The organism is Aeromonas sobria (assembly GCF_006243315.1).
Taxonomy (GTDB): domain Bacteria; phylum Pseudomonadota; class Gammaproteobacteria; order Enterobacterales; family Aeromonadaceae; genus Aeromonas; species Aeromonas sobria_A.
Window position 1 is genome coordinate 50,324 of record NZ_NKWE01000024.1, and the last position, 17,929, is coordinate 68,252.

A 17,929-nucleotide genomic window follows, 5' to 3' on the forward strand; every position below is an offset into this window, starting at 1 on the left:
TTGGTGAGGTGTCCGAGTGGCTGAAGGAGCACGCCTGGAAAGTGTGTATACGGCAACGTATCGAGGGTTCGAATCCCTCCCTCACCGCCAAATGTTAAGCCCAAGCAATTGAATTGCTTGGGCTTTTTCTTTATGAGCGTTTTTTGATATGCCATTCACTATGCCATCTGATGTTGGCTGGTATGGAACTATCTCGTACCCCGTTGGACAATCTGGTTGATGCTTCACAGTGGTGCTAACTCAGTAGATTAACTGAGGAGATGTTTACTCATCATTAGAATTGGGCTTGTTCTGGTTAAAGTTAAACTTCTCCAGTGCTGGCGGTGTTTCTGGGAACGCCACACGTGAACCGAATTTCCGACGAGCTTCGGCTATCTTCTTGATCAAAGAGTCGTAATAGTTTTCGTTGGCGTGGATAATTGTCATGGCTTCGGGCGTGGCGGTTTTGTTTAGCGATAAAATCAGATCACAAAAGAAGCCTTTTTAATATATTTCAATTGGTTGCCGCTAAAGTTCCTGTTCATGAGCCGATCTTATGCCAGTGACCAAGTTGCGATACCCGCTAAAAGGGTGACTATTACAGCCAGTACCACGTCACTCCATCCGGAAAATGGGGACAGGCGACATTCATGACGTGCACGCAGGTAAAATGGCAACCCCAAGGCATACAGAACCATCGACAGTAGTAGATATTTCATACCGCCAGCATAGATAAGCCAGCCACCATATATTGTGCCCAGCGCCGCCGTCAGTAGCAGTCCTGTGCACTTGATGGGCGAAGACCAAGCTAGTTTGAGGCTGAACGCGGCACAGAGCAGATAGGGAATGAGTGCCATGGCAGATGCCAGCTGGATGAGCAGATTGTAGCCTGCGTTATTGAGGTGATTGATGATCAAAAACAGGGAGACCAGGCCGTTGGTCAGCCATAGTGCATTAGCCGGTGTTCCTTTCGCATTGAGACGGCCAAAATAGGCGGGGGCTGTGTGTCGCTCACCTCTCGCTGCCAGATAGAGCATCTCGGATGAGATCAACATCCAGGCCAGCAGGGCGCCGGCAACTGAAAGGACCAAGCCGATATTGATCAGTATACCGCCCCATGGGCCTACGGCGTGTTCCAGTACTGCTGCCATCGAGGGATTTTTCATAGTGGCGAGCTCTGCTTGTGATAATACGCCGAGCGATAGCACCGAAACACACACCAGCAGCAGCATAGTAATGAAGAACCCCAATATGGTGGCGATGCTGACAGTTTTCATGTCCTTGGCACGACTAGCATAAACCGTCGCACATTCAATACCGAGGAAGACCCAGACCGTGTAGAGCATGGTGTTCTTGACCTGCTCGCTCACGCTGCCAAGCGAGGGAGAACCCCAAAAATCAATATTAAAAGTCTTCACCTTAAATGCCAGCGCTACACACATCACAAACAGGCAGATCGGGACGATTTTTGCGATGGTCACAATCAGATTGAGCAGACTCGCAGACTGTACGCCGCGTAGGATAAAACCGTGTAGTGTCCACAGCAGCAGCAAGCCGCACAACAGGGCAGGTAAGGTGCTGCCATCCCCGAAGAACCCTAATGCCTTAAATGAACCCAGGGCACTGAACATCACTACCAGATAGCCCACGTTGCCAACCCACACCGAGATCCAGTAACCCCATGCGGCATTAAAGCCGAGGTAATCACCGAATCCGTTGCGTGCATAGCCGTATACCCCGTCGTTGATATCGGAGCGATTAATCGACAGCCATTGGAAAATACGGGCCAGTGTCAGCATGCCGACAAAAGTAATCACCCAAGCGATCAGGATAGCGCCAGCACCAGCGCCTTCTGCCATGTTTTGCGGTAGGCTGAAGATGCCGCTCCCGACGATAGCCCCCACCACCAGTGCCGTGAGTGGAACTACACCCAGTTTCTTGTCTACTACCTGTGTCATATGCCTTCTCCTTGTATTGGGGCGCAGCCCACGCGCCCCGTATTGCATCCAACAGCAGCTGTGTTAGAAGCGTAACGACATGCAACTGACGCCGCCGTCTACCTTGCGGTACTCGGACGTGTCAACTTCAATCACCTCATAACCCAGTGCAGCAATGCGGTCGCGCGTCGTTGGGTAGCCGGAAGGCATGATGACCTTGTTATTCACCCAGATGCAGTTGGCCGCGTATGCTTCCTCTTCCGGAATGGCGATGATGTTGAATTTCTGGAATTCCGGTTTGGTAATGAACTCACCTGCGGCTAGCAGGTTGTTGTTCTCCAGATAGGCGAGACCTGTCTTAAGGTGCAGCACCTTTTCAAGTTTCACCACTGAACCTGTCATGCCGTATTTTTCGAGGATGGCGATAAGCTGGCGCGTCCCTTCCGGATTGGTGCGTGCCGATTCGCCGATATAGAAGTGGCTGCCCACCATCATTACATCGCCAGCATCCAGCGTACCGGGAGCCTTGATATGTTCCACATGCGGATAAAAACGACGCAGTACGGGCTCCATTAGCAATGCCTCATCACGGCGGCTGTCTGCTCCTGGGCGGGTTACGATGGCGCAATGAGGGGTGCACAAGGCTGGGTCTTCAACAAACACCGAGTCAGGGAAATCCTCCGCTGGCGGCAAGATAGTGATATCGACACCACAGGTTTGTAGCGCGCGAATATAGGTGTTGTGCTGCTCGAGAGCCTTATCGTAGACCGGTTTACCCAGATCGCTGGAAGAAATGCCATTAACCAATCCATTACAGGGAGTACGAGCGATGATGTGTTTGAACATAACTATCTCCTGAAAAATAAATGAAATCGCACTCTGGTATTGGCAACTTCCATGCCAGTAAGCCGCCAATACATCTATTGGTAATGTGATGGAGTGCATAATTACGCCATTCCTTTCCACCACAAAAGCCTAAAAGTGTGGTGTTTCCCTTCGGATGAATCCAGAAATGGAGATGAATCGGATGAGAACTCACCATGTCACCAGATATCGACACAAGACAAACCCAGACGGTAAGTGCATCATGTCGATCTTTGGTGAATAAATCGTCGCCATCTCATGTGACATTGTTTTCTAGGCGTGAAAGTGAAAGGGCAAGCTGATGAGCGAGAAGCTGGATTGGTTGGTAGCCTGTCTACGGCCAGTACTTGATACCTTGGACAGGCCAGCCACTATGGTCGATACCGAGGGGCACTTCGTCTACTACAACCCTGCCAGCGCTCGAATGGATGGTGTGGATGGCGACGAGGTGATTGGTAAACACGTGCAGGAGCTAAACCCATGGTTACTGCGTGAAGAGAGCACTCTGTTGCAGTGTCTTGAACAAGGTACCCATTTCACCGATGTATGTCAGTCATACATTGGGCCCAATGGGCAAACAATTCCCTACCTGCACACGGCGGTGCCACTACGCGAGCGATCCGGCAAGCTGCTCGGCGCCATCGAAATTGGTCGGCAACTGCGCCATATGCCTAATCGGAAGGGAAACGAAACAGATATCCCTCGCATCGTCACCGCAGATCCCGCGACCCGCCAGCAGATCGCTTGGCTTGACACCTTTGCCGCCAGCGAACTGCCCATCCTTATTTACGGTGAAACCGGTACAGGCAAAGAGCTCTTTGCTCGCCGTGCCCACGCACTTAGTCGGCGCGGTAGCCGTCCTCTGTTTACTATCAACTGTGCCGCCATCCCTGACACCCTGCTGGAGAGCACTCTGTTTGGCACGGTACGTGGGGCGTTTACTGGAGCGGAGAATCGTAAAGGATTATTCACTTTGGCAGATGGCGGTACCCTGTTTCTCGATGAGCTCAACTCCATGCCCATCCAGTTACAGAGTAAATTGCTACGAGTATTGCAGGATGGCAGTTACCAGCCGGTGGGTAGCCATCAATCCCTGCTGGCCAATGTGCGTCTCATCGCTGCGCTAAATCAGGAGCCTCTGGAGGCGGTGGATCAGGGGCGGCTGCGTGAGGACCTCTACTACCGGCTCAATGTCGGTTACGTCCAGATCCCCGCGCTGCGCGCGCGTAAAGTAGATGTATTGTTGCTTGCCCGCGAGTTGCTTGCTCGTCATGCTCCTGAGCTGAATCCCATGGTTGTGCAGCTTGGCGCGGAAGCCGAAGCGGTACTACTAGGACATGAATGGCATGGTAACGTTCGAGAGCTGGAGAACATCATCCGCAGAAGTCTGTTGCTTCATGTCGGTGGAGCGAGCCTTGAGCACATCGCGCTGCATGCTGGGGTCGACGCTCCCGTAAGAGCTAGGCCGGTCAACAATCTGCGCCAGCATCTGCATACCCATGAGTTAGAGCAGATCCAGGCGGCGTTGCAGGCGCAAAATGGTAACGTTTCGGCCACCGCGAGGGCGCTCGGCATGGCACGTAGCACGCTGGTTTCTCGAATAAGGCGTTTAAAAATAGATTGCTAGCTAGAGGTCAACGTCCCGTGTCTTAAGCAATCGGTCTGGCTCTTATTTGGTTGACCCGGGTCCCTGAAGGCTTAGCTATTGTAGAACAGAGATGGTCTTTTTTATTGATGGGGGTCACTAAATGAGTGATCGCGAAAGGATCCCTTGCTTTGCTCAGTTCATATTGGGGGGCGTAAGGACGTTATTTCCTAAATCGATGCAACTTGGATTGAACAATGGGGTCAAATCCAGGTCCCTACTGAGAACTTACCGCGATAAACAGACTGACCCCCTTTGGCCTACCTATTCGAAAGCCCCAAGTGTAGTGGTCACTTGGGGCTGGGGAAGCTACGTTCTTAAGGCTGATTTGGGAAACAACGCCCCACTTTGGCACTCAGATGCCGTTTTGGGAGGGGCGACCATCCCATTAACGCCAACTAGATCTGTACACACGCTGCAAACTAGAAGTTATAAATCATGGCAATTTCAGCACGAGAAATATTGCTGCTATTTGAACCTACAACATCACGTATGTAATCACTATCCAGTGCGTAGTACAAGTTCACTTCTGTTTTAAGGTTGTCAGTAATATAGTTATGGAACTGCAGATAGAACTGGGTATAAGCATACTTTTCATCAGATTTTTCTCCAAACAATACGTCTTGGTTTAATGTGTAGATTGCATCGTCGGTATCAGCACGCCATGTCGACATGAAACCAGTAATGATGCTTTGTTTTGGCATATACTCTATCACTGAGTAGCCACCGACTTGCATGGCGTTACCATATGCACCGTCATGAGCGAAGCCAAGTGGATCACCGGTCCAAAGTGGGTTAAAGGTATTAACTTCATTACTATTCTTACTCGTACCTGATGCATAGTGTAAGTTTAAACCGGTTCGCACGTTCCAATCGGCTTTCCAGTTATAGTTCAAGTCAGCGTAAGCCATATATGCCGATATGTCGTTTCCTGCGTGATCACCAAATTGGTATACGCCATCAATCATATAGCCAAAACCTTCGCTTACAAAATTATGAGCATGCAAACCCACAACTTGAATGTCCACATCACCATCCGGCGCATTAACAAATGAATGATTGGTGACATTATTACTCATAAAATAAGCTTGCATCGCACCATAGTCCGTACGCCAATTTGCAAATATACCAGTAGAAATGTTTCCATTTGTTTTATCGTCCCAGTTTCCCGACCAACGACCATCTTTACGAAGTGGGAAAATTTCTTCACCATAGTAAACATCGAAGTTAATGCCATTAACTTTATACTTAGCACTCACCGCATTCCAGCTAGATTGAACTGGTGTTGGTTCTCTGTTCATCATCTGCCATTCGTTTAAGTATATCTCTTGGCGCCCCAAACGAGTGCTTAAATGTTGCTCACCATCATCCAGTAATTTAAACTCTGTAAACAATTGATGGAAATCTGTACCTGCATCATCCACAGGTCCTGGATTGTCTAAATTGGTGTAGTTGGTACGAATTTCACCATATATACGAGCCCAATCTTGATAGGTCACGTCAGTAGCAAACTGTGCGCGGCTACGCAGATCATTTTTTTTTCGCACATCTGAATCATACATGTGGTTCCAACGGTTATCCAAAGCCACTTTTATGTTACCGCTAAAGGATACTTTCCATTCTCCGTCGTCGGTAATATCGAGACGCTTCAGCTTCTCAGAAAAACTTTTTTTACTTTCCTCTAGGTTATCCACGTAGCTCCAATCCTCATTAGCGCGGTCTCCCCAAAAAATGATTGGGTTTCGCTCAGGCCAAGTAGGCGCTTCGGTAGCATGCAATACACCAGATATGCTCACTGCAAGTAAGATTAGGGACACTTTTGTTATATAGCTCATAATGAAATCCATATTTCTGATACAGAAGTCCACACCTGTGTCGTGTGGACCGCAGGAAAGTTCAATCGTTATTAATTAAAGAGTTAGTTAAGAGTCTACGCCCAATGCCTCCTTAATACTTGATGCAATCGTAATAACGTTAGCACCATAAATGATCTGAATTCCTTTTGGCATTCTTACTACACCAATGGCATTCAGCTTTTTTATCCATACGTCGTCAGTCGCAGCCAAGGTTTCATCGTATAGAGAAATGCGTAAACGAGTCGCACAATTTGATACATTATCGATGTTATCTGCTCCACCCAGTGCCTTGATGATTTCTACCGGAAGGCCTACAGCCACCTGTTCTTTTTTCTTCTTGAAATCATTTTTTGAGTAAAGAGCGATGTCTGCATCGTCATTGTCATCACGGCCTGGTGTTTTTGAATCAAACTTCAAAATCAGGTACTTAAATGTGTAGAAGTACACGACGAAGTACAGAGGAATAATCCATAGCAGCGCCCATGCGTGCACTTTCTCTGGCTGCAAAATATTTGGAACCATAAATAGCAGTTGATTGCCGTGGATGGATACACCAAAAAACTCCGTAATTATGTATGCAAGACCATTTAAAGGAACATGAACTGCGAAGAACAGGAACGGTTGTACAAACAAGAAAGTATACTCTAGTGGCTCAGTAATACCGATCACCGCAGCTGTAAATACTGCAGGGATCATTATGGCCGCAACTTTCTTCTTATTTTGTGGCTTAGCTGTCACGTACATCGCGTAAGCAGCACCAGTTAGACCACCAATCTGAATTGGGATACGGCCACTTGTAAAGTTGTGCGTGATATAACCAATAGCATCTGGTGAACTCATTTGACCATTCATGATGTTACGTACACCTTCGTACAACACACCATCAATTTCCATCACACCACCAACACGAGTATACTCAATTGGAAATGCAACGAGATGATGAAGACCAAATGGCAACAAGCCTTTGTCAAATACACCATATAGGAAAGAACCAAAGAGACCAGAGGTAGTAATAAGTGTGGTGATAGATTGCAATCCACCAGCGATAGGAGGCCAAGCATAGTAACCAATAATGCTGATAGGCATGATGATAATGTAAGAAAAGATCACAACAGCGCGTGGGCCAGAAAAGAAGCTTAACATTCCTGGCATTTCGAATTTATAGAAGCGATTGTGCAATGCAGCTGTAATACAACCAACAATAATACCGCTGAAGATTCCCATGTTATATGAGAATACACCTAGATTTTCACCCCATAGCGCGTTGAAGTTTTGCGCAGTAACTTTATCGTAGCCCATGTTGCTTACAAGGTAATCAACACTTGTTGTTTCAGGTGTCCAACCGTTGAACGCAGCAATAGAACCAATCGCTACGTTAAAACACATGAACATGGTAAACCCTGTAAAAGCCGCCCAGCCTTTTTCAGATTTCGACAAAGCAAAGGCTAAACCAATGGCAAAGAATGGTGGTAGGTTTCGCATTACCATCAAACCAAGATCTAGCATCAGTTTGAAGAAAGCATAAATTATAGAGTCTTGAGCTGACATTTGGTTTACAACGCCAGCACCTATTCCTATAAATATACCCGCAATGACCAGTACAATGATGGAAACCATCATTCCTCCAGCAAGTGCTTGAATCTTATCTTTCATTATCCACTCCTAAAGTGATATGAGTACTTTCACGTATATTTTTATTGCTTGTATTAATGACTCTAGGTTGAGCTGTTCATTAGGCTCATGCACAAAAGTCATTTCATCAGGGAAAGTCGGTCCAAAAACGACACCATGCTTCAATGCACGTGCGTACGAAGCCCCACCTTTGCTAAAGCAATCTGCATGAGTTCCCGTAACTTCGGAATAAGCTTTCCCCATTGATTGGATAAGGGGACTCTCGGGAGAGAGGTAGGATAGAGGTAAGTACTGATGCTCGATAAAATTCACACCAGCTTGTTGGGATAAAGCTAGTAATTGGGAACGAACTTGTTCGATGCTCAGCCCTTTAGGAAACCGAAAGTCAAAATCCAAATTATAGCCATGAGAATCCATATTGATGGCAGAGACACAACAAGTAGTTTGCCCCATTTCATCATCATGGTGATATAGACCTAACTTTCGTCCAGCATGATCATTCGTAAAGTGGGAAATAAGCAAATTGACCAAGTGGCTAGAGTTTATGTCTAATCCTTGCACATGGTGCATAACGCTGATAAATTTGTCCACACAGTTGTCAGCCTTATGCGGGTTACGGGATTTCTCCCACGGAGTCGAAAACTCGACACGATAATGTGACTGGCAGTCAATCACATCAGCAAAAGTAGAAAATTGACCTGCTACTTTTGCAGCATCAGAGCCCGCTAATTCAATCGCAAAGCGATGGCAGGTAGATGTTCTGTCTCGCTCACTTTCAATGCGAATAATTTGGCATGCACTGCTACTCTCTCTCGTTGAGAAACGTTTCTCTAGCGATGCATACAAAATTCCCTTTTCCCCATTGACAATTGGGAAGTCTCCATCGGGAGAAAAACCATACTCTGGTTGCGGATTGTGCCGAAAATAATGTTCTACACATTCCCAACTAGTCTCTTCTGCTCCACCAATAATGACTCTAATTCTCTTAGTGACTGGCACCTTCAGTTGCTTAAATAACTTGAGGATGTATAAGCTGGCCATCAGTGGCCCTTTGTTATCTGTGACACCTCGACCAAAAATAACATTACCAACTGCGGTCATGCGATATGGCGGTGTACGCCACAATACTTCATCACCTGCTGGCACTACGTCAACATGGTGCAGCAGTGCAATTTCTTGATCACCTTGGCCATAGCTAATATCAAGTGCATAGCCTTGGTGATCACGAACATCTAAACCTTCCCTTTGAGCAAAGGTAATTAAATAATCAAATGCTTGTCGAATGTGAAAGCCAAAAGGTGCATTCTCAGATTTAGTCGTCAAATCACGAATAGATGGAATAGCAACCAGAAAAGATAAGTCATTAATAAACCCGTCAACATTCTGTTCAAAGCAATCAATTATCTGCGTCGAAAACTTGCTTTCCATACTGTTAAATCCATTAAATGCTCATAAAACTGATGTTATTGACAACATCGCCATCACAATATGGCGTTACCAACTGATAACCAGCGAACGCCTCTGGAGTTTGAGAACGCCATATAACTTGCTCTACACCGAGAGAAAATACCATTCTCTACAACGCCAGGCAGCGAGTTTAAACGTTGCTCTAACACCGTAGGCTCACTCATATCAAGATCAGAAACATCTAGAATAATATTGCCATTATCTGTAATACAGCCTTCGCGTTGCAGAGGGCTGCCTCCGAGCGATTGTAATGCGAGAGTCACAGACATTTTCGCGGCCGGTAGTACTTCTATCGGTAATGGAAACTTCCCGAGAGAGTCAACCAGACGCCTATCGTCAGAAATTGTGATAAAACACTTGGCCATTGAAGCTATAACTTTCTCACGAGCTAAAGCAGCGCCACCTCCCTTGACTGTAATACCATTTGATAATCCCTCATCAATACCATCGATGTAGTAATCGACGTATAAGCAATCAGCAAGAGGGATTTCTTTTAGTCCCGCAGCTTGAATAGCTCTAGACGATCGCTCAGAACTCGAAACACAATGGGAAAAATCAACCCCACATGCTGCCAACAATGTGACAAATACTTCTGCCGTTGAACCAGTACCAATACCTATTACTGTTTCAGGTGTAATACTTTTCATGATATGGTCTAAAGCTGCTTTCGCAGCCTTAACTCTGACACATTCATTAACCGTATTTGTGATAAAAGTTTCCATTATGTGCGTTCCATCATACGTTGAGCAATGTCGACCACGTTGGCCACGGTAAAGCCATACTTCTCAAACAGCTGTTCAGCCGGCGCTGATTCCCCAAAACTTGTCATCCCGATGATTTCACCTTGAAGACCAGTGTACTTAAACCAGTAATCCTTAATACCTGCTTCAATGGCAATACGTTTGGTTATATGAGATGGCAGTACCTGCTGCTGATACTCTGCATATTGAGAGTCAAAAACATCTGTTGCAGGCATAGAAACTACACGACAACGCACATGGCTAAGCTGCGCTTTTGCTTCCATGGCTAACACAACTTCTGAGCCAGTAGCTATCAGAATCAATTCTGGCTCGCCTTCACTATCAGATAGGATATAACCACCCTTAGCTACGTTGGCTAGCGTTGCGTCATCACGCTCAAATTGAACGAGATTTTGACGCGAAAGGATAAGCGATGTAGGGCCATCTTGACGTTCAATTGCCGACTTCCATGCGACAGCCGTTTCTACTTGATCACATGGTCGCCACGTGCTCATATTCGGTGTTAAACGAAGAGAGGCTATTTGCTCCACGGGTTGGTGTGTCGGGCCATCTTCACCTAAGCCTACCGAATCGTGGGTATAAACAAAGATAACGCGTTGTTTCATCAGCGCAGCCATTCTTAACGCATTGCGTGCATATTCCATGAACATAAGGAATGTACCGCCGTAAGGAATAAAACCACCATGCAACGCAATACCATTCATCATCGCGGACATGGCAAATTCACGCACCCCATAACTTAAGTAGTTACCTGATGCGTCTTGCGCCGTTATTTTTTTTGAGCCGGACCAATTTGTCAAATTCGATGGCGTTAAGTCTGCCGAACCACCTAAAAACTCTGGCAAATTACGTCCAAAGGTCTCAATTGCATTTTGAGACGCTTTACGCGATGCAATCGTAGCTGGGTTGGCTTGCAGCATTTTAATGGCATCATCACTGAGCCCAGCCCAATTTTCAGGCAGTTCGCCATGAATACGACGATTAAACTCAGTAGCCAATTCAGGATAATTACGTTGGTATTCTGCAAAGCACAATTTCCATTTATCCTCTGCATTTTGGCCAGCTTCTTTTGCATCCCACGCTTGGTAAATATCGTGTGGGATTTCAAATGGCTGATGTTCCCATCCGAGATTTTTTCGGACTAATACCACTTCTTCACAACCTAGCGGAGCCCCATGACAATCATGACTTGCTGATTTGTTTGGTGAGCCAAACCCGATAATGGTTTTACAACAGATCAACGTTGGTTTATTTGTTTCAGCTTGTGCAGCAAGGATTGCATCATGAACCGCTTGGGCATTATGCCCATCAACATCAGCGATCACATGCCAACCATAGGCCTCAAAACGTTTAGGCGTATCGTCTGAGAACCAACCTTCCACATTGCCGTCAATCGAGATACCATTATCATCCCAAAACGCAATTAATTTACCCAGTCCTAAAGTGCCAGCCAGCGAACAAGCTTCATGGGAAATTCCTTCCATCATGCAACCATCACCCATAAAGACATAGGTATGGTGGTCAATAATCGTGTGTCCAGGACGGTTAAATTGCTCAGCGAGCACCTTCTCAGCCAAGGCCATACCAACACCATTGGTGATACCTTGTCCTAGCGGACCAGTGGTTGTCTCAACGCCTGGAGCATAACCGTACTCTGGATGTCCCGCTGTTTTCGCCTGCAATTGACGGAATGACTGAATGTCTTCCATGGTTAGATCATAGCCAGAGAGGTGCAACAAGCTGTAGATCAGCATAGAGGCATGGCCGTTAGATAGAATAAAGCGATCGCGATCTGGCCAGTTAGGGTTGGCTGGATTGTGTTTTAGAAAGTCACGCCATAGTACTTCGGCAATATCCGCCATACCCATTGGTGCCCCCGGATGACCAGATCCTGCTCTTTGCACTGCATCCATGCTTAAGACTCGAATCGCATCTGCTAATTTGCTACGTGAAATCATTCTTGCCTCTCTTTACAAACGTACTTCAATCATGGCTTCTAGTTTGCACTGATCGATAGCGAAGTTGCGGATACCTTCAGATAGTTTCTCTGTTGCCATTGGGTCTTGGTTCATTTCCCAGCGAAACTCAGCTTCTGTCATCGCTATAGGTGCGGGCTGCACAAACTCTCGCTCAGCATGAAGAGTCGGTTTGACTTCACCTGTTTGAGCCGCGAGTTGATCTAATATCGCAAGGCCAATGGTCAAACGGTCACACCCTGCAAGGGCTATAACTTCGTCAACATTGCGAAAGCTCGCCCCCATCACAACAGTGTGATAAGCGTGGTCTTTATAGTAGTTATAAATTTTAGAGACCGACACAACCCCAGGGTCTTGATCTGGTAGGTACTCTTTTTGCGCTGTGTTAGTTTTGTACCAATCCAGAATACGACCAACAAATGGAGAAATTAGGAACACGCCGGCCTCTGCACACGCTTTTGCTTGAGCAAAGTTAAACAACAACGTCAAATTACAATTGATACCCTCTTGCTCCAATACCTTTGCAGCACAAATCCCTTCCCATGTAGAAGCAAGCTTAATCAGGATGCGCTTTTTATCGATGCCCGCTTCTTCATACATTTTAATTAACTTTCGTGCTTTTACTAGGCTGGACTCTTTGTCAAAAGATAAACGTGCATCAACTTCCGTTGAGATACGTCCTGGTACCGTTTTCAGGATTTCAATACCAATATTCACTGCTAGTTTATCTGTCGCATCTACAACCTGTTGTGTTTTTTCTGGGCTCTGTTGCTTCGCCCATTCAATTGCATCAACAATCAAGTGGTCGTACTGAGGCATCTCTGCTGCTTTCAGAATAAGGGATGGGTTAGTCGTCGCATCCTCTGGTTTAAATAAAGCAATCGCGTCGATGTCGCCTGTATCAGCTACAACCGTGGTGAATTTTTTCAATTGTTCTAATTTGTTCATAGTTTTATCTCTATAAGTTAATTATCAATTTCGCTAGAGACATCTGGTTCATAGACAACAATGCTATGTTGACATGTGATATATCTAGGTGTTTCACCAGACTCTGGTTGCCGAAAAAATTGAAATACCTACTAATCCCGCCGTGTAATTACTAAAGGAAAATCCTCAATGACAATGGCTTGATGGGCAGAAACACCCATAGTCCAAGCGTTGTTAGGTACACATCAGGCTATGGTTTACCGACGTCTACGATGTTCAATAAGTATTTAATTAGAGTTCGCAAAATAGTAATAATTTTTAAAATACAAGTGCTTAAGGATCTACATGTAGTGTTGATATTCATGACTCGTTGCTTATGTTAACTTAAGCTACTTCCACCCGGCTGAATAAAAATAATTTACAACACAGTTTTTCTAAGAAAAAAATATAATTTAGTAACTATATTGAAGGATTGGTATCATATTTCATAATCGGAAAATTCCTGTCCTGAATGATGTCGATAAAGAGTGGGTGGTTGCTGGCGTTAAGTTCCCAACTAGACCAGCAACCTGGCGTGGCGAAACGTCAACACCATATGATTTAATTAAAGCTTCGCAAACTCTGAACATAAGGGTTTTCGTATCGACTAGTAGAGCATCGATGCTGAAGATTAACACCTGAAATTCGCTACAGTTGATGCCCTCTCTACCCACATTCACTGCTGCACATTCAATTGGGTTTACTTCATTTTCCATGCTCTAAACTCCTTGTGTTCTGCTACACCAAGCTAGCTCGCAGAATCATTTTCATCTCTTCACCAGTAGTCAGTGGTAAGTTGAAGCAAAAAGCTGGCTCAAGTGCCGTCACATCTTCTTCTGTCACGCCCACTTGTGTAAGGTTGCTCTCTAAGCCAATCTGTTCTAAAAAAGCCACCAGATGCATCGCTAGCGATTGAGCTTTTTCTTCAATGCTTCCCACCGCACCAAATAATTCCGCTACTTTCGCATAGCGCTCTGGTTGCTTAGTCCATTGCTGTTGAACATAAGCGGGGTAAACCACAGCCAGCGTTAAACCGTGAGGTAAATTAGTTTTTTTGCTACCTAAAATTTCACCTAGCGGATGCGGTGCACCAGCACCACCATTCGCTAGCGAGATACCCGCTAATGTATCTGCGCTGGCTAAACGGCAACGCCCCTCAATATCAGAGCCGTCATTTACAACAGCAGGCAAATTTTCCACCACTAACCTTATCGCCTCTAAAGCAAGGCTATCGACCAGTGGTGAAGATTTTGTGCCAGTATATGATTCAAAAGCATGTGAAAATGCATCAAAACCGGTTATGGCCGTCATTCGAGGTGGCAGAGTCAGCATTAACTCGGGATCAATGATTGCTTCACATGGATAAAAATCGGGATGGAATAGAGTAAGCTTCGAATGACTCACCACATCAGTAATTACGGCCGCATGTGTAACTTGAGAACCTGTACCCGATGTCGTTGGAATCGCAATAAGCGGCACAGTCGGTGCGGGTAGTGGCTTGATGTCACCAAATGGTAAATCGTAATTGGCAAACCATTGTGCCCAATCGATGGTGTCGACTTTCATGGTCGCAGCAATGATTTTCGCTGTATCGATTGAAGATCCGCCACCAATGGCTAGCACCACATTACAGCCAGCCTCTACGCCCATTTGGCGACCAAGCTCGACCACAGTTGTAGGTGGATTTGGTACGACACCATCAAAGTGCGTCACGTCAATACTTTGTTCCGCAAGTAAAGCAAAAATACGGTCATAAGCTGGTTTAACTGCGCCCATAATCGGTTCAGATACAACCAAACAACGGAGGCCGTATTTTCCAATCATATGACCTATCTGGCTCACATTGCCTGGGCCAAAGCTCAGCTTAGTGGGTTGATTGTGATTAAAATGTGTCATGGCATGTCCTTGGTTGCTGTCGAGCTGAAGCATATCGAGGGGAATATTCAGCTCGACACCATTTACACTGATTAAGCTCGTTCAGCTGCGACTGCTTCTTCTGCCGCGTTTAATGCTGCTCGGAAGTCTTTTACGCCTGCCGTGATGCCATCTTTGTGGCCAAAGATATTGGTAGATGCCACCATTACATCAATGTCTTCTTTAAGTAGTAGCTCTAGGTTGTGGTTACGGATACCACCGTCTACACACAGCTCACAGTTCGGGTTACGTTCATTAATGAGCTGACGCGCTTCACGAATCATTTCGATTGCTGACTCGCGCCATAGCCATTCGTCGTTATTCACACCATGAATAACGATATGCAGACGGTCTAGGTAGTAAATCGCTTCTTTAACGAATGAAACGGGAGTGAAACACCCTACAGTTAAACCAAACTTCATGTTGTGATCGCGGCAATACTTCATCATGTATGCCAGCGGTGCACCTAAGAAGTTTTCTGCAGGAAGGATCAGCATGTCCGCCCCCGCTTTTGCGATCTTCTCTACAAATAAGCGGTCACAGTCTTTAAAGTATGCGTGAACTTCGATTGGCTTATCCGTGTATTGACGAATACCTTCAACGATTTGGTGCCCCCCCATAAGTTGCATGTTTTTCAAGTCATACATATCAGCAGCATCACAGTGTATATAATCTGCGCCCGCATCAGACACTTCTTTAACGATGTCAGCAATATGGCCATAATCTACGTGTGCAAGACCTGCAGCTATTTTTACTTTTTTCATTTCATCTCCTTAATATAAGTATGAGTGTTGGCCTTCAAAAACGATCCGTCTAAGATACTGTCCAATGCCGCAACCATTGTTATCTGTGACAATTAGATTTGCTAATCCACGAATGGCAGGGCTAGCATTTTTCATTGCAACAGGCTCACCAACAACGCGGAACATCTCTGCATCATTGTCTCCATCGCCAAACGCAATTGTGTATTTTGGATTGATGTTTAGCTGATTGAGTAAGTAAATGGTGGCAACACCTTTGTTCGTGCCTTGTGCAGTAATATCTAATTTATTAGGTGCTGAAAGGTCTGCTTGTAAGTCGCCTTGAAGCACATCACGTAGCTGACAGAGAGCAACTTTGTCTTGGCACGACACCAGCACTTTGTATACAACACCGCATTGACCCAGTAGGTCTTGTACATTAGCTATAACTTTCATGTGGCCATCGGCACCAAGATCCATCATTTGTTGTTTTAGGCCGTTAAAGTGTGACGATTCTTGAGTCGTAAATATTCCATTTGCACAGTACAACGTGAAGCAGAACTGACCAAGGCTCAGTGTCTTGAGCAACGAATTGAGCACTGTTGGTTCAATAAATCGGCTATTACTAGTATGATGATTAACTGGATGAAATAAGTAAGCTCCGTTACAACAAATTATAGGCAACTTAATACCTAGTTGCTTAGCGAAAGGGAGTACCAAGTTATGTGATCGACCGCTCGCCAATGTGACTTGATACCCCTCACTTATCGCAAGTTTGATCGCCTCAATATTGTTGCTACTGATCTGGTTATGGTCATTTAACAATGTGCCATCTAAATCGATAATGACTGCTTGATACTTCATCTTGACCTCCAGCGACCCATTGTGATGCAAAATGACCTTACATGATTTAATTGTGTCATGCACGGTCACAATGAGCCTTTTTTAGCCAAACATGACATTCATCACAAAAAATGAGTCACAAAAAACCACAAGGCGTCATTCATACATATTCCGGCTGAATCGCTGATTGAATCGCCCCTACTTTCCTAGACACCTCAAGAGCCTCAAACTGAGGTCATTCAGGAGGTGTTATGAGCAAGCAGCAACGTTACACGGAAGAATTCAAACTGGCCGCCGTCAAGCAGGTGACTGAGCGCCATGACCCGGTGGCAGAGGTCGCCGNNCGTAATTGGGACATAGCCTTAAAAAAGGCCGCTGTAGATTCAATTGATCAACGCAACAACCATGTGAAAACATGCAGCTGCGGAGGATTGTTGAATGAAACGAACATTTACAGCAAAGGAAAAAGCGTTTGTTTTTGATCTGTGGAAGCGCGGTACTGGCTTCAGTGATATAGCAAAAATCCTGGATTCAAAACCCGGTACAATTTTCACCATGTTGAGAGACACGGGAGGCATCAAACCGACCGAGCGTCGCCGAGCGGTAGCTCACCTGACGCTATCCTAACGTGAGGAGATTCGAGCCGGTCTTTCTGCAAAGATGAGTATCCGTGATATAGCGCGGGCCATTAACCGCTCTCCATCAACAATATCTCGGGAAGTTCAACGCAACCGTGGCAGACGCTATTACAAAGCTGTTGATGCTAATAATCGCGCTAACCGTATGGCTAAAAGACCCAAAGCATGCCTTCTCGAACGGAATTCGCGATTGCGAGAACTGGTGCAGGAAAAGCTCGAGTTAAAATGGTCTCCAGAGCAGATATCGGGGTGGCTCAAAAGAACGATGTCTCGCCAGAAAGCGATGCAGATCTCTGCCGAAACGATCTATAAAACGCTGTATTTTCGTAGCCGGAGTGCGCTACACCATCTGCTTGTCAAGCATCTACGTCGTTCTCACAGCCTGCGTCATGGGAAATACCATACCCGCAAGGGAGAGAGGGGCACCATCAATATAGTGAACGGCATTTCAATCCATGAGCGCTCCAGAAAAATCGATAATCGACGAACTTTTGGTCACTGGGAAGGCGACTTGGTTTCCGGCACTAACAACTCCCACATTGCCACGCTAGTAGATAGAAAGTCGCGCTACACCATCATTCTCAAGCTAAGTGGAAAAGATGCTGGTTCTGTGAATCAAGCAATTACAGAAAAATTTAAGACGTTGCCGCGTAAGCTCAGACAGTCGCTGACATGGGATCGCGGCATGGAACTGGCCAAGCATCTGGAGTT

At 45.8% G+C, this 17,929-nt stretch carries 13 protein-coding genes, 1 tRNA gene and 2 pseudogenes; 4 read left to right on the plus strand and 12 right to left on the minus strand.

From position 1 onward, the window contains the following. Positions 1–2 precede the first annotated feature (2 nt). A tRNA-Ser gene (locus tag CF137_RS08390) sits at positions 3–90 on the plus strand. A gap of 443 nt (positions 91–533) precedes the next feature. On the opposite strand, the gene CF137_RS08395 is transcribed toward CF137_RS08390, so the two are convergent. Together CF137_RS08395 and ddaH are read right to left on the minus strand one after the other, a co-directional pair. Then, a complete protein-coding gene (locus CF137_RS08395; protein WP_139718680.1) occupies positions 534–1,937 on the minus strand; it encodes a basic amino acid/polyamine antiporter in 1,404 nt (467 codons plus the stop codon). A gap of 63 nt (positions 1,938–2,000) precedes the next feature. Next, positions 2,001–2,762, minus strand: a complete 762-nt coding sequence (gene ddaH, locus CF137_RS08400) for a dimethylargininase (protein ID WP_135320042.1) — start codon at positions 2,760–2,762, stop codon at positions 2,001–2,003. A 319-nt stretch (positions 2,763–3,081) separates the two neighbouring features. Here ddaH and CF137_RS08405 point away from each other — a divergent pair, with 319 nt between their 5' ends. Then, entirely contained in the window at positions 3,082–4,407 is a 1,326-nt protein-coding gene (locus tag CF137_RS08405; RefSeq protein WP_135320041.1) for a sigma-54 interaction domain-containing protein, read from the plus strand. Between the two features lie 440 nt (positions 4,408–4,847). On the opposite strand, the gene CF137_RS08410 is transcribed toward CF137_RS08405, so the two are convergent. The 10 genes from CF137_RS08410 to CF137_RS08455 form a co-directional block, all read right to left on the minus strand. Beyond that, positions 4,848–6,260, minus strand: a complete 1,413-nt coding sequence (locus tag CF137_RS08410; protein ID WP_139718682.1) for an alginate export family protein — start codon at positions 6,258–6,260, stop codon at positions 4,848–4,850. An 87-nt stretch (positions 6,261–6,347) separates the two neighbouring features. Next, a complete protein-coding gene (locus tag CF137_RS08415; RefSeq protein WP_139718684.1) occupies positions 6,348–7,934 on the minus strand; it encodes a PTS transporter subunit EIIC in 1,587 nt (528 codons plus the stop codon). 9 nt (positions 7,935–7,943) lie between these two features. Further along, a complete protein-coding gene (locus tag CF137_RS08420) occupies positions 7,944–9,341 on the minus strand; it encodes a Sapep family Mn(2+)-dependent dipeptidase (protein WP_139718685.1) in 1,398 nt (465 codons plus the stop codon). 53 nt (positions 9,342–9,394) lie between these two features. Next, positions 9,395–10,102: a ribose-5-phosphate isomerase RpiA gene (rpiA, locus tag CF137_RS08425; RefSeq protein ID WP_139718687.1), complete on the minus strand. Its 708-nt coding sequence runs from the start codon at positions 10,100–10,102 to the stop codon at positions 9,395–9,397. Next, a complete protein-coding gene (gene tkt, locus CF137_RS08430) occupies positions 10,102–12,099 on the minus strand; it encodes a transketolase (RefSeq protein ID WP_139718688.1) in 1,998 nt (665 codons plus the stop codon). Before tkt ends, rpiA begins: the two co-directional genes overlap by 1 nt. 12 nt (positions 12,100–12,111) lie before the next feature. Then, positions 12,112–13,065: a transaldolase gene (gene tal / locus CF137_RS08435; protein ID WP_139718690.1), complete on the minus strand. Its 954-nt coding sequence runs from the start codon at positions 13,063–13,065 to the stop codon at positions 12,112–12,114. Between the two features lie 464 nt (positions 13,066–13,529). After that, a complete protein-coding gene (locus CF137_RS22180; RefSeq protein ID WP_204787364.1) occupies positions 13,530–13,799 on the minus strand; it encodes a hypothetical protein in 270 nt (89 codons plus the stop codon). Between the two features lie 22 nt (positions 13,800–13,821). Further along, positions 13,822–14,979 (minus strand): iron-containing alcohol dehydrogenase, encoded by a 1,158-nt coding sequence (locus tag CF137_RS08445; protein ID WP_139718692.1) that lies wholly within the window; start codon positions 14,977–14,979, stop codon positions 13,822–13,824. Between the two features lie 71 nt (positions 14,980–15,050). After that, complete coding sequence (locus tag CF137_RS08450; protein WP_139718693.1) at positions 15,051–15,761, minus strand: ribulose-phosphate 3-epimerase; 711 nt, start codon at positions 15,759–15,761, stop codon at positions 15,051–15,053. 9 nt (positions 15,762–15,770) lie between these two features. Next, positions 15,771–16,601 (minus strand): HAD family hydrolase, encoded by an 831-nt coding sequence (locus CF137_RS08455; protein WP_139718695.1) that lies wholly within the window; start codon positions 16,599–16,601, stop codon positions 15,771–15,773. Positions 16,602–16,831: 230 nt separating this feature from the next. On the opposite strand from CF137_RS08455, the pseudogene CF137_RS08460 reads away from it, so the two are divergent. After that, positions 16,832–16,927 (plus strand): annotated as a pseudogene (locus tag CF137_RS08460) (transposase); the annotation flags it as partial. Between the two features lie 91 nt (positions 16,928–17,018). After that, positions 17,019–17,929, plus strand: a pseudogene (locus CF137_RS08465) (IS30 family transposase); the annotation flags it as partial.